Below are 21400 nucleotides of genomic sequence, written 5' to 3'. Positions count from 1 at the left end.
CAGAGGAAGCTAACTCAGTAGCGGTAGTGCTCCGGCTTGTACGGACCGTCGACGTCGACGCCGATGTACTCGGCCTGCTCCTTGGTGAGCTTGGTCAGCGCGCCACCCAGCGCCTCGACGTGGATGCGAGCGACCTTCTCATCGAGGTGCTTGGCCAGGCGGTAGACCTCGTTGTCGTACTCGTCGGTCTTGGTCCACAGTTCGATCTGGGCGATCACCTGGTTCGAGAAGCTGTTGCTCATCACGAATGACGGGTGCCCCGTGGCGTTTCCGAGGTTGAGCAGCCGGCCCTCGGACAGCACGATGATCGACTTGCCCGAATCACCGAAGGTCCACTGGTCGACCTGCGGCTTGATGTTCAGCCGCACCGCGCCGGACTTCTCCAGGGCCGCCATGTCGATCTCGTTGTCGAAGTGGCCGATGTTGCCCAGGATCGCGTGGTCCTTCATGGCCTTCATGTGCTCGAGCAGGATGATGTCGAAGTTGCCGGTCGCGGTCACCACGATGTCGGCGTTGCCGATCGCCTCTTCGACGGTCACCACGTCGTAACCGTCCATCAGCGCCTGAAGGGCGTTGATCGGGTCGATCTCGGTGACCTGCACGCGCGCACCCTGACCGGCCAGCGATTCGGCACAGCCCTTGCCCACGTCGCCGTAGCCGCAGATCAGCACCTTCTTGCCGCCGATCAGCGCGTCGGTGCCGCGGTTGATGCCGTCGACCAGCGAGTGCCGGGTGCCGTACTTGTTGTCGAACTTGCTCTTGGTGACCGAGTCGTTGACGTTGATGGCCGGGAACGCCAATTCACCTGCGGCGGCGAACTGGTACAGCCGCAGCACGCCGGTGGTGGTCTCCTCGGTGACACCCTTGACCGAGGCGGCGATCTTGGTCCACTTGTCCTTCTCCGTCTCGAAGCGCTTGCGCACCAGGGACAGGAAGACCTTCCACTCGGCCGAGTCGTCTTCCTCGGCAGGCGGAACCACGCCGGCCTTTTCGTACTCGGCGCCTCGCAGCACGAGCATGGTGGCGTCGCCACCGTCGTCGAGGATCATGTTCGCCGGCTCGCCCTCCCAGGTGAGCATCTGCTCGGCGGCCCACCAGTACTCCTCCAGCGTCTCGCCCTTCCAGGCGAAGACCGGGGTGCCCTTGGGCTCCTCGGGAGTGCCGTGCGGGCCGACAACGATGGCTGCGGCGGCGTGATCCTGGGTGGAGAAGATGTTGCAGGAGGCCCAGCGGACCTCTGCCCCGAGAGCCACCAGCGTCTCGATCAAAACCGCGGTCTGCACGGTCATGTGCAACGAACCGGAGATGCGGGCGCCCTTGAGCGGCTGCACGTCGTGGTACTCGCGACGCAGGGCCATCAGGCCGGGCATCTCGTGTTCGGCCAGGCGGATCTCCTTGCGGCCGAATTCGGCCAACGAGAGGTCGGCCACCTTGTAGTCGATACCGCCCCGGCTATCGGCCTTCAACTCAGTCATGTAGAGCCCTCTTTCAGTCGTGATTGCTTGCAAGCGCAGAGGTGCGCCGAACGGCGACGCCACACGCAGATACCTCTAGCCTGCGGGCTCGCGGGACAGGCGCTCATGCGGTTGTGACGGCGGCGGCGCTCTGACAGCTACGGGGTATCTATGACACCGTAGCGCTCGGCGAATGGCGTCATCAGTTGGGCCAGGTCACCGGCCACATCGTGATCCGCCTCGGGCGGCATCGACACGTAACTCATCGCCAGCCGCACGATCGCCCGGGCCAGCACGCCGGCGTCCTCATCGCTGGCCTTCATCCAACTGTTCTGAAAGGTTCCGGTCAGCCGCGCCGAGCATCGGGAGATGATCGGCCCGCTGCCGGTGGTGATGATCTGCAGCAGGTCGGGCTTGGAGGCGCCGGTGAGCAACGAGATCACCAGAGGGTCGGCGGCGGATTCGAGGAAGAACGCCCGGAACCCCTCCAGGAATGCCGCGTGGACCTCGCCGACGTTGTGGTTGATCGCCTCGTCGACCGCGTCGACGAGCCGGTCAGCCAGGCGCATCGCATATCCCTCGGCCAGCCCCTGCCGAGAGCCGAACTCGTTGTAGATGGTCTGACGGCTGATCCCCGCGACCTGGGCCACGTGCGAGAGCGTGATGGCCGACCAGTCGCGGGTCAACAGCAGTTCCCGCATGCCATCGAGAATCGAATCGCGCAGCAGCACCCTGGATGCCTCCGCATACGGGATGCGCTGTTTGTCTCGCGGCCGACTCACACGGGCGACACTATCGCTTTCCGGGCGGGTTTCGAGCGCGTCGCTCGAAGCGGTCAAGGCCGTGCGACCTCGACCATCTCGAAATCGGTCTTCGCCGCGCCGCAGTCCGGGCAGCTCCAGTCCTCGGGGATGTCGTCCCATCGGGTGCCCGGGGCGATACCGTCCTCGGGCCAGCCCTTGGCCTCGTCGTATTCGAATCCACACTGCACGCAGATGTACAGCTTGTACGGCTCGCTCATTTCGGAACTCCTATCGCCTCGAAATCGACCTTCTCCCGCACCGCACAGTCCGGGCAGCACCAGTCGTCGGGCACTTCACTCCACGGGGTTCCGGCCGGAAAGCCCTCGCGCGGGGCACCTTTCGCTTCGTCGTACACGTAGCCGCATCCGGGGCACTCGTACGCGCTCACGGTCATGCCGCCGCCCCCTGCTGGTCGCCGGCACCGTAGCGCGCCAGCATCTTGGCCCGCAGCCGCGGCTGGATGTTCACCTTGGTGATGTCACCGTCGTAGTGCTCCAGTACCCGGTGGTCCATCAGCCTGCGCCACAACGGCGGCAGGTAGGTGAGCCCGATCAGCGACGCGTACCCGCTGGGCAGGTTGGGCGCACCGTCAATGCTGCGGAGGGTCTGGTATCGGCGGGTGGGGTTGGCGTGGTGATCGCTGTGGCGCTGCAGGTGATACAGGAACAGGTTGGTCACGATGTGGTCGGAGTTCCAGCTGTGCACCGGCGCGCAACGCTCGTAGCGGCCGCTGGAGGTCTTCTGCCGGAGCAGCCCGTAGTGCTCGAGGTAGTTCACCGATTCCAGCAGGCTGAAGCCGTAGATGGCCTGGATGACGATGAACGGGATCAGCGCGGGTCCGAACACCGCGATCAGGATGCCGAAGAACACCACCGACATGGCCCACGCGTTGAGGACATCGTTGGACCAGTGCCACGGCGACTTGTCCTGCCGGCGCAACCGCTGGGCCTCCAACTCCCAGGATGAGCGCAGGCTGCCGAACACGCTGCGCGGCAGGAACTCCCAGAACGTTTCGCCGAAGCGGGCCGACGCGGGATCCTCGGGAGTGGCGACGCGGACGTGGTGACCACGGTTGTGCTCGATGTAGAAGTGGCCGTACCAGGTCTGGGCCAGGGTGATCTTGGACAGCCAGCGCTCCAGCGAGTCACGCTTGTGCCCCATCTCGTGGGCGGTGTTGATTCCCACCCCGCCGAGCACACCCACCGACAGCGCGATGCCGATCTTGGCCGGCCAGCCCAGCCCGCCGTCAAACCCGAGCCAGCTGAGGTCGGACGCGGTGAACAGGTAGGCGCCCATGATGACGCTCGCGTACTGGAACGGGATGTAGACGTAGGTGCAGTAGCGGTAGTACTTGTCGTTCTCCAGCTGCTCCATCACCTCATCGGGCGGGTTCTGGCCGTCCGGCCCGAACCGCAGGTCCAACAGCGGCAGTAGCACGTAGAGCAGGATCGGCCCGATCCACAACGGCGCCTGGGCGGCGGTGTGCCAGCCGAGCTGGTTGAGCGCCCAGACCAGCGGCAGCATCACGAAGATCGCCGTCGGGGCGATCAGTCCCATGAGCCAGAGATGCCGCTTCTTGTCCCGCCATTGCCCGACGTCTGCGACGTCCTGCCTGCCGGAAAGTCCTGCCACCACGATGAGCCTCCTTATGTGAGTGCTATCACTGCAATGACTTGACTATAAGCATCGTTATGTCCGTTGTCTAGACATTCGACAGTCATTTGTAAAATCATTCGGTGTGCGGGATCACAGTCTGGTCGGGCAGTGCCGGCACGGGGCCGACACCGAAACTGAAGCCAGGGACAGAATCGGCGATTGATCTGTCCCTGGCTTCAGTTTCGATGGCCCGCGTGCCGTCCGCCTCAACGGCGCCGTGACGTTCAGACCGTAGCGGCGGCTTCCCGGTTGGCCAGCATCGAATGCCTGCGGCCGTAGGCGGCGTACACCACTACACCGATCACCATCCAGAGCAGGAACCGGATCCAGGTCAGTCCGGTCAGGTTGAGCATCAACCACAGGCACGCCAGGATCGCGGCGATCGGCAACACCGGCACCCACGGCACGCGGAATCCGCGCGGTAGGTCAGGCCGGGTCCGCCGCAGCACGATCACCCCGGCCGAAACCAGCACGAAGGCGAACAGCGTGCCGATGTTGACCATCTCTTCGAGGCGGCCCATCGGGAACACCGACGCAGCGATCGCTACAAGAACACCCACGATCATGGTGATCCGGACCGGTGTGCCGTGGCTGCCCGTAGCGGCCAACCGCCGCGGCAGCAGGCCATCACGCGACATCGCGAAAAGCACCCGGGTCTGCCCCAGCATCAACACGATCACCACCGTGGTGAGCCCCGCAAGCGCGCCGATGGAGATGACTGTCGCCGCCCAGTGCACGCCGTTGGCGTCGAAGGCCGTGGCGAGGTTGGCGTGGCCACCGGGTGCATCGCGCAGCACGGTGTAGGAGACCATGCCCGACAGCACCACAGAGACCGCGACGTACAGCACGGTGACGATGCCGAGCGAGGCCAGGATGCCGCGGGGCACATCGCGCTGCGGATCGCGGGTCTCCTCGGCGGTGGTCGCGACAACGTCGAAGCCGATGAACGCAAAGAACACAATCGAGGCGCCGGCCAGCACGCCGTACCAGCCGTAATGGCTGCCCGCTGCCCCGGTCAACAGCGAAAACAGGGACTGGTCGGCCCCGCTGGCGCCCTCACCGGCCTCGTTCGGCGGGATGAACGGGGTGTAGTTCGCGGCCTTGATGTAGAAGGCACCGACGATCACCACCAACAGCACGACCGACACCTTGATGATCGTGATCACCAGACTGAAGTGCGCAGACAGCTTGGTGCCGACCACCAGCAGAACCGTCACCAGCGCAATGATCACCAGCGCACCCCAGTCGACGGCAAGACCGCCGAAATCCGCTATTCCGCCGCCGAATCCGAACACTGTCCCGAGGTAGCTCGACCACCCCTTGGCCACCACCGCGGATGCGACGGCGAACTCCAGGATCAGATCCCATCCGATGATCCACGCCGCGAATTCACCGAACGTCGCATAGGAAAAGGTATAAGCGCTGCCGGCCACCGGCACGGTGGAGGCGAACTCGGCGTAACACAAGGCGGCCAAACCGCACGCCACGGCGGCGATAAGGAAGGCAATCGAGATCGCGGGTCCGGTCAGATTGCCCGCTGTGGAGGCGGTGATGGTGAAAATGCCTGCGCCGATCACGACCGACACACCGAAAACCGTCAGGTCCCACCACGTGAGGTCCTTGCGGAGCCGGGTCGACGGCTCATCGGTGTCGGCAATCGACTGCTCGACAGATTTGATTCGCCGAAGGGCAGACATAATCGGTTTGCCTCTCATCCTGGCCGGGGTCACGCAATGTTCCCATCACGTTGACCGCCAATTGGGTAGGACTCTCAAACTGCCGCCGAACCGTGCCGTCCTCAGGAGTGGGGCCTACGTCACACCTCGCAAGGATCGTGATACGGTCCGCGCATGGCTGAGCTCCCCTACTTTGACCTGCTGATCGATGAACGGCAGGGCGGTGGCGAAACCGGCCAGCTGTGGGAAAACCAGGTGCATTGGGGTTACTGGGAAGACCCCAAGGCCGCCAAGGGCACCCGGGCTGACTACATCGCCGCCATGGAGCAGATGGACCATGTGCTGTTCGCGGCGGCAGAGGTAGCTGACAGACAGAAGCTGCTGGATGCCGGCTGCGGGTTCGGCGGAACCATCCAGCAGATCAACGGCACCTACTCGGACATGGACCTCACCGGCCTGAACATCGACCCGCGCCAGCTCGCGGCGGCTGAGGCCCAGACCAAGCCCACCAACGGCAACAAGATCGGCTGGGTCGAGGCCGACGCCTGCCAGCTGCCATTCGAGGACAACTCCTTCGACCGCGTCCTGGCCGTCGAATGCATCTTCCATTTCCCGTCCCGCGAGAAGTTCCTCGCGGAAGCGGCGCGGGTGCTCAAGCCCGGCGGCTACCTGGCGGTGTCCGACTTCGTGCCGACCCTGATGTTCTTCGGCAAGACCCCGATCTGGATGGCGATCCGTCCTCGGATCGCAAAGTCCTACGGAACACTCGGAAACGTCCCCCTGCGGGGTTACAAGTCCATGGGCAAGCGTGCGGGCCTCCAGCTCGCGGCGAAACGCAACATCCGGAAGAACACCTTGCCGACGTATCCCTTCCTGCTCAAGTTCTTCCGTGAGCAGGGGTCAGCGGATGCCCAGCAGACGATGATCGTCGGCACCCGGTGGATGAAGTGGCTGTCCAAGGTCGGCCTCATCCAGTACCGGGTGTACACATTCCAAAAGCCCGCCTGACGGCAGCTGCCTCCACCTGAAACCCCGTACCCGCGCGGCGCTTCTCGCCGACGCGGTCATCGGGCTGCCGACTCCATGTGGGCCGGCGTGTCCGCTTCCGGCGCGAGGGCTTGGCGTCCGGTCAGATGGTGGGCATGAATTCGGCAAGCGCCAGGATCATGAACACCACCAAGGCGAGGCCGATCAGCCCGCCCGCGGGAATCATGGCCACGCACACCACGACCCACACGAACAGCCGCGGCCATTCAAAGGACTGGTCCCCCATCACGCCACCACGGCGTTCCCGGAGAGTGTGATAAGCCGCCCATACCCCCGCTCCGGCAGCGGCACACGCGATGATCTTCAGGCCGTCCGGCGCAACCAACAGGGCCACGCTCGCCATGATCGCCACACCCGCGAGGCGCGCCGTCAGAGCAGTGCGAAGCCTGCCCACGCGGGTGACCGCAGAACCCCGATCCGGCTCACCGCGGTACCGCGGTAGACGTCCCTCGATACCCAACATTCGCCAGATCCAACGCGACCATGCCGTCCGCAGACCCAGGTCCTCGGCTACCCGCCGGACGTCGGCGGCCGATTCCGCCATCATCTGGCGGGACGGATCACTCCGCCAGAACGCAGCCTTGAAAACCCGTCGCGGAACCCCGAATTGCCGGGCAAAGGTCCGCGGCGGCCCCACCATCTCGCCGATCAACCACCGCAGAAAGAAGGGGAACAGAATTGCGTACCACGCGCGCTTCAGGCGGGTGACCGCTCCCATCCGTTCAGCCAGAAGATCGTCGGCAAACGAGATGTGGCGGGCTTCCTCAGCCAAGTGAATATAGGTGATCTTGTTGAGCAGTGGCGGCACGTGGGCCGCTCCACGATGCTGCAAGGTCTGTTGGAAGTGCAGCGGCTGTTCACCGCACAGCACCCCGATGAAAAGGATGATGTTGGCATAACCGCCGATGAAGCCCAGGATCGGCCCTATTACCCGGGAGCCCCGCCGCATCCCTGGCACATCCTCGCCGGTGCGGTTGATGAACTCCTGGAACATCTGGATGTGATTGCATTCGTCGATCAGTTCGTGGAGCAGGTACTGGAACACCGGCGAACGATTCGGCATCTTTCCGGCGTAATGCACCACACCCCGGATCAGCATCATCTCGAACTGGAGTGTGACCTTGAGGGTGTTCGCAGTTACCCAGCGGCCCATGTCGATACGGCGCTGCAACGGCTGTTGGGCATACCAGTCGGTCGCCGCGAGAGGAGCGCTCTCTGGATCGAGCTGCCACCGCGGGTCGTCGTCCTCCACCGCGTTCTCGGGTGCGTCCCAGTCGATGTCGACGTAGGGATCGAAGCGTCGCCGGACCGTCGCACGAGAGAGGGCCTCCACCCTGTCGAAATAGAGGTCCCCTGTTTCCGTGTCGTCCGCGTCGCTGACCGCTGTCATTTTCCTATCCGTTGATCTGTGAGGTTCCTTGCAGAGGGTAGCAACCTGAGAGCCGAATCACGCCTCCAGCCACGGCATTGTGCCATGAGTTGTTGCATGTTCGTTAGACGTACGGCATCAGGCAAACTCAGGCAGCCCGCCGCCGGTTCGCGGTAGCCGCTCCGGCCGCAGGTAAATGGGTACGAAACCCCGACGCCGCGAGTGGCGTGGCAACCCCTGACTGCCTGGGCCCCCGCGGCTTTGGGCGCGCGGCAAGTGAGCGACGTACCCTGGCGAGGTCTTAAGAATTCTTCTCATTTCACGGACACCGTACTGGCAACGCGCCGTGCGCGGGACCGAAATGGGTGGCAGCGTAAATTTATTCCGGCCAGCGCTACGAGCTGCTGACACCGGGCATCGCCGGCTAGATCCCGATGGTGATGCGGAACAGTTTCGTCGGCTCGGCGGCGGTCAACCGGATCGGGCCGTCCTCGGCTGCCACCCAGGCTGCCACCCCGCGCTCTATGGTCAGCTTGTCGTCATCGGCATATATCACGGCGGCGCCTTCGATGCACAGCAGCAGCTGCGGACCATCATGGTGGGAGTGCACGTCGATCTCGTCGCCGATGCGTTCGCCGTCGACCGTCAGCACCGACACCGCGAATTCCTGCGCGGGCGTCCGATAGATGGTTTCCGTTCCGTCCGTGACGGTTTCCGGGCGCAGCCGATCTTCCGGAGTCGGGGTGAAGTCCAGCACCCGCAGGAGTTCGGGAACATCCACGTGCTTCGGGGTCAGCCCACCACGCAGCACATTGTCGGAGTTGGCCATCACCTCGACGCCGACACCGTGCAGATACGCGTGCAGGTTTCCGGCGGGAAGGTAGATGCCCTCCCCCGGCCGCAGGCTGATGCGGTTGAGCAACAGGGAGGCCAACACACCGGCATCACCGGGGTATCGCTCGCCGAGTTCCAGCACCGTCTTGACCTCGGCACCGAATTTCTTTGCCCCGGAACGGATGTAGTGGACCGCCCCATCAAGAACGGCCGGCACCAACACGTCGAGATCGGGTTGGGGCGCGGTGATCCAGGTAGTGAACAGGGCCCGCAACCCGTCGGCATCGGATTGGTCCGACAGGAGGTTGATGAACGGGTCAAGATCCGAGACCGCCAGCGCCCGCATCAACTCGACCGTGCGGTCCACCGTGCGGAATCCGGCTAGCGCATCGAATTGTCCTAGTGCAACCAGCAATTCAGGCTTATGGCTGCGATCACGGTAATTGCGAATGGGTGAATTCACCGGGATGTCGAGCCGGTCCTCGCGGTCGAAGCCCTCCCTCGCCTGCACGGCACTGGGATGGGCCTGCAACGACAACGGTTCATCGGCGGCCAGAACCTTGACGAGGAAGGGCAGCGCATCGCCGAATCTGCCGATCGCCACGCTGCCCAATTGCCCCTCTGGGTCGTCCTGGACCGCCTGCAGCAGCGACTCTTCACCGTGTTCGGTCTGCAGCCAGGCCGGGTCGCCCGGGTGCGCACCGAGCCACAGCTCAGCCTCCGGATGGATTGTCGGACTGGACCTTCCGGTGAAATCAGCGATTGCAGTACGCGAACCCCAGGCATAGGTCCGCACCGCTCCCCGTAGCAGATGCACTTCTTATCCTCGAACCAGTTTCAAATATACGGCCGTCATCTCCATGCGGACAGCCAGAACCGCCAGTTGTTGTTCCGGGCGCCCGACCGGCAGGGTCGTTCCAGCCTGGTCGGGCACGTCCTCGGCGCTGATCATCGCGATGTCGTCAAAGCCGCTGACCTTGGCGCCCACCAGTTGTCGTTCGGTGTCGGTGATCAAGGCGAACGTACGCATGCGGCGCGGCAGCGGTCCGTCGATCTCCTCGTCGTGGAACAGCGATCGGGCCGCGGGCAGCCCGATCGCTCCGCTGCCGATCGCGGCGAGGACGTCACCCAGTCCGGCGGCGGCCACCACTTCCCCGGCCAGGCGCAGCATCACCGTCGCCCCGTGCCGGGCCAGCGCCAGGGTGGCCGGATTGTCGCCGGCCAGCACGACGGCGCTGTCCGACATCCGTTCGGCCAGGGTCTTGGCCGGGTTGGTGAACAGATCCCGCCCCGCGCTGTTGCGCAGCGCCTCGGCGTCCAATTCGTCTGCCAGCGCGGCCAGATCCACTCGCATACCGGGATCCACCACGTGGAGCGCGGCCAGGCCGGCGGCCAGGTATCGAGTCAGTCCGAAGTCATCGGGAACCCACAGCCGGGGTGCCAGCACCACCGCGCGTCCAGCCGCCACATCACGCAACGGACCCTCGTGCGGTGCCACGATCAACACCCGGGCACCGCGGTGCACAGCGGTGGCCGCCGCGTTCACCAGCGCCGGATCACCCGGATCGTCACCGGCCACGATCACCACGTCGAGGGCGCCCAGCCACGGCGGGCTCTCGGCGGCCACCACGATGGGGGCCGCGATCGATGCGCTGAGTGCACCGGCCAACATGGCGCCCGCATTCTCGGCGGTGCCGCGGCCGGCAACCCAAATCACTGTGCGCGGTGGATGATCGGCGCGCAGCGGGTCGAGCAAGCCTTCCGCCAGGGCCGCGGCGGTGGCACGAACCTGGGCACCCGCCATGGCCGCCGCCCGCAGCAGACCGTTGCGATCGGCGGCGAGAAGTCCGTCGCTGTCGTCCAGGTCGACCGTGGCGTCCACGGCGTTCACGGCACCGGCTCGCTCACCCCACGGATCTGTGCCGAAACTCTGTCGACGAGCGCGGCGACGTCCTCGGCAGTGCGCGCTTCCACGTTCAGCCGCAGCAGCGGTTCGGTATTCGACGTACGCAGGTTGAACCAACTGCCGTCGCCGAGGTCGACCGTGACGCCGTCGAGGTGGTCGATGGACTGGATCGAGCTGCCGAACGATTTCAGTACGGTCTCCACACATGCCGGCGCATCGCCGACGGTGAAGTTGATCTCGCCGGAGGCCTCGTACCGCTGATAGTCCGCCATGAAGTCCGAGAGCGGGCGGTCCTGCTCGCCCAGTGCGGCCAGCACGTGCAGCGCTGCGAGCATGCCGGAATCGGCGCCCCAGAAGTCACGGAAGTAGTAGTGCGCCGAGTGTTCGCCGCCGAAGATGGCGCCGGTCTCGGCCATCAGTCCCTTGATGTAGGAATGCCCGACGCGGGACCGCACCGGAGTGCCGCCGCGCTCGATCACCAACTCGGGAACCGCACGCGAGGTGATCAGGTTGTGGATCACCGTGGCGCCGATCTCCCGGTTGAGCTCACGGGCAGCCACCAATGCGGTTACCGCCGACGGCGATATCGGGCGTCCGAGTTCGTCGACCACGAAACAGCGGTCGGCGTCACCGTCGAACGCAAGGCCGATATCAGCGCCGCTGGCCAGTACGTGGGCCTGAAGGTCGACGAGGTTGGCCGGATTCAGCGGGTTGGCCTCGTGATTGGGGAAGCTGCCGTCCAGTTCGAAGAACAGCGGGAGAATGGTGACGCCCGGGATCGGCCCGAGAACCGCGGGCGTGGTGTGGCCGGCCATGCCGTTGCCCGCGTCGACGGCGATGCGCAGGGGACGCAGCGCGCTGAGATCGACGAGCGAGCGGAGGAAGGTGCCGTAGTCGGCCAGCACGTCGCGATCGGAGGTCACACCGGCCGGGCCGTCATGAGCCGGCACCCCGGCGATCACTTCGTCCGAGATGACGGACAGTCCGGTCTCCTTGCCCACCGGCTTGGCCCCGGCGCGGCACAGTTTGATCCCGTTGTAGGCGGCCGGGTTGTGACTGGCCGTGAACATCGCTCCGGGGCAGTCCAACAGGCCCGAGGCGAAGTACAGCTGATCGGTGGAAGCCAGCCCGATTCGGACCACGTCCAAGCCCTGGGCCGTCACACCGTCGGCGAATGCGGCTGCCAGCGTTGGCGAACTCTCCCGCATGTCATAGCCGATCACCACCTGTGCGGCGCCTTCGGCGCGGACCAGACGAGCGAACGCACCGCCGACCTCGGCCACGAACGCCTCATCGATTTGGCTACCGACCAGACCACGGACGTCATAGGCCTTGATGACATCGTGAACAGCCGCCGCTGGCCTAGACATATAGCTCCTTGTGAAACGGGATCGTTGGCGCCAGCCTAACCGCCGGGCGGCATCGACACGTTCACTACTCTTGGGCCGGTCGTCGTCTAATCAGGTCTTAATCGGTGGGATCCGGCAACACCCGCAGGTGCCCGCGACGGCGACCATTCGTCTCGGCGGGACGTGCCTGCGGCGCCATCATCGCGCTGGCGCCCACCCCGGTGGAGGGATCGGAGAATCCGGCTACCACCCCGCCGCGGGGAACCGCACCGGACTGGCCTTCCCGGACCGCGTCGGCCAGGGCCACCAGATCGTCCTCGTCGGGATGGGTGGGCAACGGACCGGCATGACGAACCAGCTCCCAGCCTCGCGGCGCCGTGATGCGGCCGGCGTGGCCGACACAGAGGTCCCAGGAGTGGGGTTCAGACACCGTGGCCAGGGGTCCGACTACCGCCGTGGAGTCGGAGTAGACAAAGGTCAACGTCGCCACGGCATAGTGCGGGCACCCGGGCCGGCAGCAGCGACGGGGAACATTCACGCAACAGAGATTACTTTGGACGATCGCTGTGCGGTGCCGGACACGCAGGGGTCGGGTCCCCGATCCCGAACCGTTACGATCATCGCCGTGGCCCAGCGCAACCCATGGCGATCGCGTCGCGGCCGCGATATGCGCGGACCGCTGCTTCCGCGTTCGGTTCCCGGCTGGCGTAGCCGCGCCGAGCGGTTCGACATGGCGGTGCTGGAAGCCTATGAGCCGATCGAGCGTCGGTGGGCGTCGCGGATCAAAGAACTCGATGTCGCCGTCGATGAGATTCCGCGGATGTCTCCGAAAGATCCCGACAGTGTGCAATGGCCACCCGAGGTCATCGCCGATGGCCCGATCGCGTTGGCACGGCTGATACCTGCTGGGGTTGACGTCAGAGGGAATGCGACCCGGGCTCGAATTGTCTTGTTCCGCAAGCCCATCGAGCGCCGGGTCAAAGGATCCGAAGAGCTGGCTGACCTGCTGCATGAAATCCTGGTGGCGCAGGTGGCCACCTATCTGGGGGTTGAACCGTCAGTCATCGACCCAACGATCGACGACGACTGACGTCGAGCGCTGCATCGTGCGATGAGCACCCGCCGACGAGCGTCAGATGATGCCGCGTTTGAGCCGGCGACGCTCCCGTTCGGACAGCCCTCCCCAGATGCCGAAGCGTTCATCGTGCGCGAGCGCGTACTCAAGGCAGGCATCCTTGACTTCGCATCCCAAGCAGATGCGCTTGGCCTCGCGGGTAGACCCGCCCTTCTCCGGGAAGAACGCCTCCGGGTCGGTCTGTGCGCACAGCGCACGTTCCTGCCATTGGTCGTCTTCGGATTCCGGATCAACATCAATGTGTTCGGGAACCGAACTCACCGGAACCAGACTCAGTTGAGGACGTCCGGCCGCCCCCATCGGTGTCGTTCCCGTGTTGATGTGCGGTGCGTTGTCTACCGAGCCGAGTAGCCGATCGTCAAACCGGACCACATGATCGAAATCGCCGCTCTCATAAGACATTATCCCCCGCCTCCTCACTCGGTCTCGTAGATCCTAAGTGGAGCCCCACTACTGCGATGTGCGGTCACCCCATTCGAACAGTTGATCGAATCTCGGTCCGCGACACCGGAATCGGTCACCAACCGGGAAATGACACAACTGTGATTACACACGTGTTAGCTGCCGGGGTCAAGCGCCAGAGCGCGAATTCATACCATCTCGTAATGTCAAATCGGCGCGTCGCGACATCGGCGTGTCCTGCCCGTGACGACGTCGTTTCCATCCGCACGCTCTCAACGCCTAGGGTCGGACGTTGTGAAGATCACCGTTCTGGTCGGCGGCGTCGGAGGCGCCCGGTTTTTGCTGGGAGTTCAGCACCTGTTGGGCCTGGGCCAGTTCGCGGAGACCGACAGCAAGCATGAACTCACCGCGATCGTGAACGTTGGTGACGACGCCTGGATGCATGGCGTCCGGATCTGCCCGGACCTCGACACCTGCATGTACACCCTGGGCGGCGGTATCGATCCCGAACGCGGCTGGGGTCACCGCGACGAGACCTGGCACGCCAAGGAGGAACTTGCCGCCTACGGCGTGCAACCCGACTGGTTCGGCCTCGGCGACCGGGACCTGGCCACCCATTTGGTCCGTACCCAGATGCTGCGGGCCGGCTACCCGCTGTCGCAGGTCACCGAGGCGTTGTGCAAGCGCTGGTCGCCGGGGGCGCGCCTGCTGCCCGTCACCGACGACCGCAGCGAGACCCACGTGGTGATCACCGACCCCGGTCCGGGTGATCAGGCCGGTGTTCGTCACGCGATCCACTTCCAGGAGTGGTGGGTGCGCTACCGCGCCCAGGTGCCCTCGCACAGCTTCGCGTTCGTCGGTGCAGAACAGGCAACCGTGGCGCCGGGCGTCACCGAGGCGATCGCCGATGCGGACGTGGTGTTGCTGGCACCGTCGAATCCCGTCGTGAGCATCGGCCCGATCCTGCAGATCCCCGGTGTCCGCGGCGCACTGCGCTCGACCAAGGCGCCGGTGGTCGGCTACTCCCCCATCATCGACGGAAAACCGTTGCGCGGCATGGCCGATGAGTGCCTGTCCATCATCGGTGTCCAATCCTCCTCACAGGCCGTCGGCCGGCACTTCGGCGCTCGCTCGGGCACCGGAATCCTGGACGGCTGGCTGGTGCACGAGGGCGATGACGCCGAGATCGAGGGCGTTCAGGTGCGCGCGGTGCCCCTGCTGATGACAGATCCGCCGACCACCGCCGAGATGGTGCGGGCCGGCCTGGACCTGGCCGGCGTTCCGCTGTGAGCTCTGGAGTGGACAGCGATGTGAGCACCGAGCACGGATCCGCCGGCCGGGTCGAGATTCTGCCCGTACCAGGGCTTCCGGAGTTCCGACCCGGAGATGATCTGGCCGCTGCCCTCGCCGAGGCCGCACCATGGTTGAGCGACGGCGATGTGCTGGTGGTCACCAGCAAGATCGTCTCCAAGTGCGAAGGCCGCATCGTCACCGCCCCTTCTGATCCCGATGAGCGCGACGCCATGCGGCGCAAGCTGATCGACGGCGAGGCAATACGCGTGCTGGCACGCAAGGGCCGGACCCTGATCACCGAGAACGCCATCGGACTGGTCCAGGCCGCCGCCGGAGTCGACGGCTCCAATGTCGACTCGAACGAGTTGGCGCTACTGCCAACCGATCCCGACAGCAGCGCAGAGGCGTTGCGCGAAGGCCTGCGCGCGCGACTCGGCGTCACCGTCGCCGTCGTGATCACCGACACCATGGGCCGCGCCTGGCGCAACGGCCAAGCCGATTTCGCGATCGGCGCATCCGGGCTCACCGTGCTGCACGGTTACGCGGGCGCACACGACCGGCACGGCAACGAACTGCTGGTCACCGAGGTCGCGGTGGCCGACGAGATCGCCGCAGCAGCCGATCTGGTGAAGGGCAAACTCACCGCGATCCCCGTCGCGGTGGTGCGCGGGCTGGATCTGACCGATGACGGGTCGAACGCCCGCACGCTGCTGCGCGCCGGCGAGGACGATCTGTTCTGGCTCGGTACGGCCGAGGCAATCGAGATGGGGCGCGGCCAAGCTCAACTGATGCGTCGCTCGGTGCGCACCTTCTCCGATGAACCGGTCGATCACGCACTCATCGAAGCCGCCGTCGGGGAGGCACTCACCGCGCCCGCACCGCATCACACCCGCCCGGTGCGCTTCGTCTGGGTGCAGGACGGTGCTACCCGCGTGCGACTGCTGGGCCGGATGAAGGACAAGTGGCGTGCCGATCTCACCGGGGACGGTCGAGATCCTGAGTCCGTCGAGCGACGCCTGAACCGCGGCCAGATCTTGTACGACGCTCCGGAACTGGTGATTCCCTTCATGGTCCCCGACGGTGCGCACAGCTATCCCGACGACGCCCGCACCGAGGCCGAGCGCACCATGTTCACGGTCGCCGTCGGCGCCGCGGTGCAAGCCCTGCTGGTGGCGCTGGCGGTGCGTGAGGTGGGCAGCTGCTGGATCGGCTCCACGATCTTCGCCGGCGATCTGGTGCGTACCGAGCTCGACCTTCCGTCGGATTGGGAGCCCTTGGGGGCCATCGCGATCGGCCACCCCGCCGATCCGCAGCCGCCCCGCGACCCGGTGCCCACCGACGGCCTTCTGGTGGTGAAGTGAGCGCCGAAAGTCTGCACGCTTCCGCAGTCGAGGTGCTGACGCATTGGCAGACAGCAGATCCCGGTCAGGACACGCTGCGGCATGCGGTGCTGTCATTTCTGGCGGCCCGTCCCGATGCCTGTTTACGGGCGTGCGTGCCCGGCCACATCACCGCCTCGGCATTGGTTGTCGACCACACCGGAACTCAGACGTTGCTCACCCTGCATCCCCGCTTCGGGCGGTGGCTGCAGCTCGGCGGGCACTGTGAGGAAACGGATTCCGACGTGCGTTCGGCCGCACTACGCGAGGCCACCGAGGAGTCCGGCATCAACGAGCTCACCATCGACCCGCAGTTAGCCGCACTCCACGTGCATCCGGTGACCTGCTCACTGGGTGTACCGACCCGGCACCTCGACATGCAGTTCGTGGTGCGGGCACCACAAGGTGCTGAGATCGCCTGCAGTGACGAGTCTTTGGATCTTCGGTGGTGGCCGTTGGATGCGCTGCCCGAGGGTACCGACTTCGGGTTGACCCAACTGGCCGCAACCGTAACCGTCTAACCAGGCGCCTGCGTGCAGTACGCCCGGCGGGCAGCGCGCAACGCAACCGCGGTTTGATCCGGAGTGGCGGCGTACTGGCCTGCCATCTGGTCGATCACCGCCTGCGCCGGCGTACCGGTGTAGAGCAGGCGACACATCTCCCGACCAACAAGCAGCAACTGGTCGTCGTCGCCGGGAAACACCCCGCGCGTGGCCTTGAGATAGGTGGTGTCCTGCGCGGTCAGCGGTATCGGCCAGGCGCCTGCCTCCGGCGCGGTAGCCCCCAAAACCGCTCCGAGCACCATGAGTGCCGCGAGCGGCGGTACCGCCCTGCGCCGAGCGACCTCCCGCGCCATGTGCAATCCCATCGACATATCCCGCCCCTTTCGACTCTCAAAGCCTAAGACCTGACGGGCCGGGGCAAACACACTTTCTCGGTAGGCGTCGACTGCGCCAGCAGATCAGCGCCCGCAGATCAGGTAGAGCGTTGCTGTCCCCGGCCGCCATACCGTTGATACCCACGCAAATACGTGTAGGAGGCACCATGAGCCTGCAGACCGGATCTCAGGTCGGAGAACCCGCGGTCGACGCCGAGCACGCCGCCAAATCCGTCGTCACCGGCCCAGAACCCGCCTCCGAGTTCAACATCGGCAACCTGTCCAGACGGATGCGGCTACTGCTCGTCACCTGTTTGACCGTCGATGCCGCGATTCTTCTGTGGCTCGCCGTCTGGGATGCCACGTTGACGCGCACGGCGTGGGATCTATCAGGTACCGCACTGCTTTCGGGATCGGCATCACATGCGGGCTGGCTGCCGAGGGGATACTCAGACGCTCGTCGAACGCGGTTCTCACCGCGATGGTGAGCCAAATCTTCGTGGTGTGCCTGGCCGCCTACTTGTGGCTGGTCGACGAACGCAGCCCGGTCGACCAACTGGGCGGGGTCACCGGGACCGCGCTGATGTTCAACGGAGCGGTCAACCGCGGTGCCGTTGCCGTCGTCGCGCTCTTCCCCCTGCTGGGCCTGGTGCAGTTCTGGCTGCAATCGGACTACCTGCCTGCGCGTTCGCTCCCCTTGGTCGATGTGCAGGCCGAACTGACTCCAGTGGGTTCGTCCGGCTCGATCATCCACCTCTCGGCCAAACTCACCATGCACAACCGAAGTTCGGTCGCCGTCGACATACCTGGTGGCGTGATGCGAGTGGCGGCATACCCGTTTGGAATTCCGGAGGAACCTGCGACGGCCGAAAGGGTCGCCTCGACCCGCACCTGCTACGAGCCGAAGAAGTCTTACAACGCAGACATCTCCGGATACTTGAATGAAGCAGACGTTCTCCACGACTGGCCAGGCGGCAAAGCGCTGTGCACTGGACTCAGTTCGGTGCTAAAGGCGCAATCGAGGACCTGGTCGCAGACCACCCGGTACTGAGGATCTTCACCGTGGTGGACCACAATATGTTCACGACGCCGCTGCTGGTCCCGCTGCTGGGCACCGGCACGTCAGTCGAGGATCCCGAGAAGGGGATGGACGAGGCCACCACAATCGAAAATGCCACGCCTTCAGGAACATTCGACCCGGTCCGAATATTCACCCGCCGAGTCCGATCTGCACCCGACCCGTTGAGACTGAGCGTCAATTCCCGTCGAAACCCGCAGTTTCGGCGCAACTCACACGAGTCTCAAACGTCGGTGGAGTATCGGATACCGCCATCCGGGATGGACACCCCGGGCCACACCCTGGCACCGCGCAACAGTTCGCAGCGCGCACCGATGTCGGCACCGTCGCCGATCACGCCGTCGCGGATCAGCGCCCGCGGGCCGATGCGGGCGCCGAAGCCGATGATCGAACGTTCAATCACCGCACCGGCTTCCACTCGCACCCCGTCGAAGATCACCGCGCCGTCGAGGCGTGCGCCGGCACCGATCTCGGCGCCGCGGCCCACCACAGTGCCACCGATCAGCAATGCGCCCGGAGCGACCGCCGCGCCTTCGTGGACCAGTGACTCACCGCGCTGACCGCCCAGCGCCGGCGACGGTGCGATGCCACGGACCAGATCGGCGGAGCCGCGAACGAAATCCTCGGGTGTACCCATATCGCGCCAATAGGAGACGTCGACATATCCGCACACCTTCAGCCCGTCGGCGAGCAGTCCGGGGAACACCTCGCGTTCGACCGACACTGGCCGGCCCTTCGGAATCTGGTCGATGACATGCTTTTTGAACACGTAGCAGCCGGCGTTGATCTGGTCGGTCGGCGGGTCCTGGGTCTTCTCCAGGAAAGCCGTCACGCGACCGTCGGCATCGGTGGGCACACAGCCGAACGCACGCGGATCGCTGACGCGGACCAGATGCAGCGTGAGGTCGGCCTGGTGGGTGTCGTGTGACTCCAACAACGCGCCGAGGTCGGCCGCGGACAGAACGTCACCGTTGAACACCATCGCCGTGTCATAGCGCAACTTGTCCGCCACGTTCGCGATGGCACCGCCGGTGCCGAGTGCCTCTGTCTCCGTGACGTATTCGATCTCGAGCCCGAGCTCGGAGCCGTTGCCGAACGCCTCCTCGAATACCTCGGCCTTGTACGAGGTGCCCATCACCACGTGTTTGATCCCGGCCTCGGAGATCCGCGCCAGCAGGTGGGTCAGGAACGGCACGCCGGCCGTCGGCAACATCGGCTTGGGCGCCGAGAGGGTCAGGGGCCGCAGCCGGGTGCCTCGTCCACCGACGAGGACGACAGCGTCCACCTCCGCGGGATTGATCACGTCAGTGCCCTTTCGCCTGTTTACGTCGAGAACTACCGACCACCAGGCCGGCACGTGCTGCCAGCGCGCCCCGAATTGTCCACCGTAACGGCGCCTGCCAGGCTGCCGGGTATCGATCAGCCAAGAAAGTGTAGGTACTGCGGTGATGGGCGGCCAAGTTGCGCGCCGGGTCGCGGCCGGTGGAGTGTCCCTTGTGGTGCAGCACCTCCGCCGACGGCACGTAGACGTTCTGCCAGCCGGCCCGGGTGACCCGGTCACCGAGGTCGACGTCTTCCATATACATGAAGTAGCGCTCGTCGAAACCGCCGACCGCATCGAAGGCGGCCCGGCGCATCAACAGGCACGAACCGGACAGCCAGCCCACCTCACGCTCACTCGGCTGTTGCCGGTCCTGCCGGTAGGCCGCGGTCCACGGATTCGATTTCCAGAACGGGCCCACCACGGCATGCATGCCACCGCGGATCAGGCTGGGTTGGTGGCGTGCCGACGGGTACACCGATCCATCGGGATCGTGGATCAGCGGTCCGAATGCCCCGGCCTGCGGCCACCGTTGGGCGGCGTCGAGCAGCAGGTCGATCGAATGGGGCCCCCACTGCACGTCGGGGTTGGCGATGACAAAAAATTCCGAGCACTCCGCATCCGTTATCTGGGCCGCACCGCGGTTGACCGCACTGCCATAACCCAGATTGCCGCCGGTGCGCAGCAGCTGCACATTCGGGTAGTGCTTTTCGGCCCGTTCAGGCGCGCCGTCGGTCGAGCCGTTGTCGGCCATGACGACCTTCACCGGCCGATCGGTGGCCAACGCGAGCGACGCCAGGAAACGGTCAAGGTGTCGGCCCGGCGAGTACGTCACCGTCACCACCACGAGCGGGCGGGCCGCATCCTCAGTCACGGCGTAGAGGGTAGCGGGCCGGACGGGTTCTCATTTCCAACCGCCGCCACCAGCGCTTCCCGCCAATCCCGCAGCGGGGCCAGGCCGGCCTCGGCGGATCGGAGCCCGGACAGGACGGTGTAAGCCGGACGCGGCGCGGGCCGCGGATGTCGGTCACTACCGACCGGGCGGACCCTCTCCGGATCTGCACCGACGGCGGCGAAGGTCTCCCGCGCCTGCTCAAACCGGCTGGCCGGTCCGGTGTTGACGGCATGCAGCACGCCGGGGCGCACACCGCCGTCGGCGATCTGCAGCAGGGCCGTCACCAGGTCGCCGGTGTAGGTCGGCGATCCGATCTGGTCGGCGACCACATCGACCGGGCCGTCTCCGGCCGCCAGCCTGCGCATGGTCGCCACGAAATCTTTCCCGTCGCCGCCCCGGTACACCCAGGCGGTGCGGACGATATGCGCGTCCGGCTTGGCGGCCAGCACCGCGCGTTCCCCCGCCAGCTTGGTCTGGCCGTAAACGTTGACCGGGCCGGTCACGTCGTCGACCTCGTACGGCGTACGACGCTCACGGGACGCGCCGAATACGTAATCGGTGGAGATGTGCACCAGCCGCGCTCGGACCTGCGCGCACACCGTGGCGATGTGGCCCGGGCCGACGGCGTTGACGGCGTTAGCCCTGGCCTGGTCCGTCTCGGCAGCGTCCACCTGCGTATATGCCGCGCAGTTGATCACCACATCGCCTGGTTCGACGAATTGCCGAACCGAGTCGCGGTTGGTGATGTCACATTCCGCAGAGGTGAGGGCCAGCACGTCACGGCCCTCACGACGGCCCTGATCAGCCAATACCCGGCCGACCATGCCTCCGGCCCCGGTGATCACAATCCGTTGCGCCATGCGCCGAGTCTGGCACGCCGGTCGGCGTTACCCGGCTCACGTCCCGGCCGCAAGTAGCCTGGGCAC

At 65.6% G+C, this 21400-nt stretch carries 23 protein-coding genes; 7 read left to right on the top strand and 16 right to left on the bottom strand.

Annotated elements, in window-relative coordinates:
• Nucleotides 1–14: 14 nt before the first annotated feature.
• The 6 genes from ahcY to HBE63_RS03490 all read right to left on the bottom strand — a co-directional run bounded on the left by ahcY (nucleotide 15) and on the right by HBE63_RS03490 (nucleotide 5610).
• Complete coding sequence (ahcY, locus tag HBE63_RS03515; RefSeq protein WP_166903317.1) at nucleotides 15–1475, bottom strand: adenosylhomocysteinase; 1461 nt, start codon at nucleotides 1473–1475, stop codon at nucleotides 15–17.
• A 137-nt stretch (nucleotides 1476–1612) separates the two neighbouring features.
• Entirely contained in the window at nucleotides 1613–2236 is a 624-nt protein-coding gene (locus HBE63_RS03510; protein ID WP_166903315.1) for a TetR family transcriptional regulator, read from the bottom strand.
• Between the two features lie 53 nt (nucleotides 2237–2289).
• Complete coding sequence (locus HBE63_RS03505) at nucleotides 2290–2475, bottom strand: rubredoxin (RefSeq protein WP_166903313.1); 186 nt, start codon at nucleotides 2473–2475, stop codon at nucleotides 2290–2292.
• Nucleotides 2472–2645: a rubredoxin gene (locus tag HBE63_RS03500; protein WP_166909314.1), complete on the bottom strand. Its 174-nt coding sequence runs from the start codon at nucleotides 2643–2645 to the stop codon at nucleotides 2472–2474. Before HBE63_RS03500 ends, HBE63_RS03505 begins: the two co-directional genes overlap by 4 nt.
• A 2-nt stretch (nucleotides 2646–2647) precedes the next feature.
• Nucleotides 2648–3814 carry an alkane 1-monooxygenase gene (locus HBE63_RS03495; protein ID WP_243858682.1) on the bottom strand — a complete coding sequence of 389 codons (1167 nt, stop codon included), beginning with the start codon at nucleotides 3812–3814 and terminating at the stop codon, nucleotides 2648–2650.
• A gap of 323 nt (nucleotides 3815–4137) precedes the next feature.
• Nucleotides 4138–5610: an amino acid permease gene (locus tag HBE63_RS03490; RefSeq protein WP_166903311.1), complete on the bottom strand. Its 1473-nt coding sequence runs from the start codon at nucleotides 5608–5610 to the stop codon at nucleotides 4138–4140.
• 153 nt (nucleotides 5611–5763) lie between these two features.
• On the opposite strand from HBE63_RS03490, the gene HBE63_RS03485 reads away from it, so the two are divergent.
• Complete coding sequence (locus HBE63_RS03485; protein ID WP_166903309.1) at nucleotides 5764–6597, top strand: class I SAM-dependent methyltransferase; 834 nt, start codon at nucleotides 5764–5766, stop codon at nucleotides 6595–6597.
• Between the two features lie 121 nt (nucleotides 6598–6718).
• Here the strand turns inward: HBE63_RS03485 and HBE63_RS03480 are convergent, their stop codons facing one another.
• From HBE63_RS03480 to HBE63_RS03460, 5 genes are all read right to left on the bottom strand, one after another.
• Nucleotides 6719–8026: a diiron oxygenase gene (locus tag HBE63_RS03480; RefSeq protein WP_166903307.1), complete on the bottom strand. Its 1308-nt coding sequence runs from the start codon at nucleotides 8024–8026 to the stop codon at nucleotides 6719–6721.
• Nucleotides 8027–8429: 403 nt separating this feature from the next.
• Entirely contained in the window at nucleotides 8430–9656 is a 1227-nt protein-coding gene (manA, locus tag HBE63_RS03475) for a mannose-6-phosphate isomerase, class I (protein ID WP_166903305.1), read from the bottom strand.
• 3 nt (nucleotides 9657–9659) lie between these two features.
• Complete coding sequence (locus tag HBE63_RS03470; RefSeq protein WP_166903303.1) at nucleotides 9660–10730, bottom strand: TobH protein; 1071 nt, start codon at nucleotides 10728–10730, stop codon at nucleotides 9660–9662.
• A complete protein-coding gene (locus tag HBE63_RS03465; RefSeq protein WP_166903301.1) occupies nucleotides 10727–12115 on the bottom strand; it encodes a phosphomannomutase/phosphoglucomutase in 1389 nt (462 codons plus the stop codon). The genes HBE63_RS03470 and HBE63_RS03465 overlap by 4 nt, the downstream gene beginning before the upstream one ends.
• Nucleotides 12116–12212: 97 nt before the next feature.
• Nucleotides 12213–12632, bottom strand: a complete 420-nt coding sequence (locus HBE63_RS03460) for a DUF3499 domain-containing protein (protein ID WP_166903300.1) — start codon at nucleotides 12630–12632, stop codon at nucleotides 12213–12215.
• Nucleotides 12633–12761: 129 nt separating this feature from the next.
• On the opposite strand from HBE63_RS03460, the gene HBE63_RS03455 reads away from it, so the two are divergent.
• A complete protein-coding gene (locus HBE63_RS03455; RefSeq protein ID WP_166909312.1) occupies nucleotides 12762–13184 on the top strand; it encodes a metallopeptidase family protein in 423 nt (140 codons plus the stop codon).
• 42 nt (nucleotides 13185–13226) lie between these two features.
• On the opposite strand, the gene HBE63_RS03450 is transcribed toward HBE63_RS03455, so the two are convergent.
• Complete coding sequence (locus HBE63_RS03450) at nucleotides 13227–13499, bottom strand: WhiB family transcriptional regulator (protein WP_208301400.1); 273 nt, start codon at nucleotides 13497–13499, stop codon at nucleotides 13227–13229.
• A gap of 426 nt (nucleotides 13500–13925) precedes the next feature.
• On the opposite strand from HBE63_RS03450, the gene cofD reads away from it, so the two are divergent.
• From cofD to HBE63_RS03435, 3 genes are read left to right on the top strand one after another with little or no spacing between them, the layout of a single operon-like run.
• A complete protein-coding gene (cofD, locus tag HBE63_RS03445) occupies nucleotides 13926–14921 on the top strand; it encodes a 2-phospho-L-lactate transferase (protein ID WP_166903296.1) in 996 nt (331 codons plus the stop codon).
• Between the two features lie 20 nt (nucleotides 14922–14941).
• Nucleotides 14942–16285: a coenzyme F420-0:L-glutamate ligase gene (locus tag HBE63_RS03440; RefSeq protein ID WP_166903294.1), complete on the top strand. Its 1344-nt coding sequence runs from the start codon at nucleotides 14942–14944 to the stop codon at nucleotides 16283–16285.
• Nucleotides 16282–16824: an NUDIX hydrolase gene (locus HBE63_RS03435; protein WP_166903292.1), complete on the top strand. Its 543-nt coding sequence runs from the start codon at nucleotides 16282–16284 to the stop codon at nucleotides 16822–16824. The genes HBE63_RS03440 and HBE63_RS03435 overlap by 4 nt, the downstream gene beginning before the upstream one ends.
• On the opposite strand, the gene HBE63_RS03430 is transcribed toward HBE63_RS03435, so the two are convergent.
• Complete coding sequence (locus HBE63_RS03430) at nucleotides 16821–17177, bottom strand: DUF732 domain-containing protein (protein ID WP_243858482.1); 357 nt, start codon at nucleotides 17175–17177, stop codon at nucleotides 16821–16823. The two genes, HBE63_RS03435 and HBE63_RS03430, sit on opposite strands and share 4 nt — an antisense overlap.
• Nucleotides 17178–17347: 170 nt before the next feature.
• Between HBE63_RS03430 and HBE63_RS03425 the strand changes: the two genes are divergently transcribed.
• Both HBE63_RS03425 and HBE63_RS03420 read left to right on the top strand, forming a co-directional pair.
• Nucleotides 17348–17668, top strand: a complete 321-nt coding sequence (locus tag HBE63_RS03425) for a hypothetical protein (protein WP_166903290.1) — start codon at nucleotides 17348–17350, stop codon at nucleotides 17666–17668.
• Entirely contained in the window at nucleotides 17662–18231 is a 570-nt protein-coding gene (locus HBE63_RS03420) for a hypothetical protein (protein ID WP_166903288.1), read from the top strand. The genes HBE63_RS03425 and HBE63_RS03420 overlap by 7 nt, the downstream gene beginning before the upstream one ends.
• A 250-nt stretch (nucleotides 18232–18481) precedes the next feature.
• Here HBE63_RS03420 and HBE63_RS03415 read toward each other — a convergent pair whose 3' ends face one another.
• Genes HBE63_RS03415 through rfbD form a run of 3 tightly spaced genes read right to left on the bottom strand, consistent with a single transcriptional unit; the run spans nucleotide 18482 to nucleotide 21334 of the window.
• Entirely contained in the window at nucleotides 18482–19561 is a 1080-nt protein-coding gene (locus HBE63_RS03415) for an NDP-sugar synthase (RefSeq protein WP_166903286.1), read from the bottom strand.
• 1 nt (nucleotide 19562) lies between these two features.
• A complete protein-coding gene (locus HBE63_RS03410) occupies nucleotides 19563–20453 on the bottom strand; it encodes a glycosyltransferase family 2 protein (RefSeq protein WP_166903285.1) in 891 nt (296 codons plus the stop codon).
• Entirely contained in the window at nucleotides 20450–21334 is an 885-nt protein-coding gene (gene rfbD / locus HBE63_RS03405; protein ID WP_166903283.1) for a dTDP-4-dehydrorhamnose reductase, read from the bottom strand. The genes HBE63_RS03410 and rfbD overlap by 4 nt, the downstream gene beginning before the upstream one ends.
• Nucleotides 21335–21400: the final 66 nt, after the last annotated feature.

The sequence above is a fragment of the Mycobacterium sp. DL440 genome (assembly GCF_011745145.1).
Classification (GTDB): Bacteria; Actinomycetota; Actinomycetes; order Mycobacteriales; family Mycobacteriaceae; genus Mycobacterium.
The sequence above is the reverse complement of the archived record's forward strand: the minus strand, read 5'-3'. Positions and strand labels throughout refer to the sequence as shown.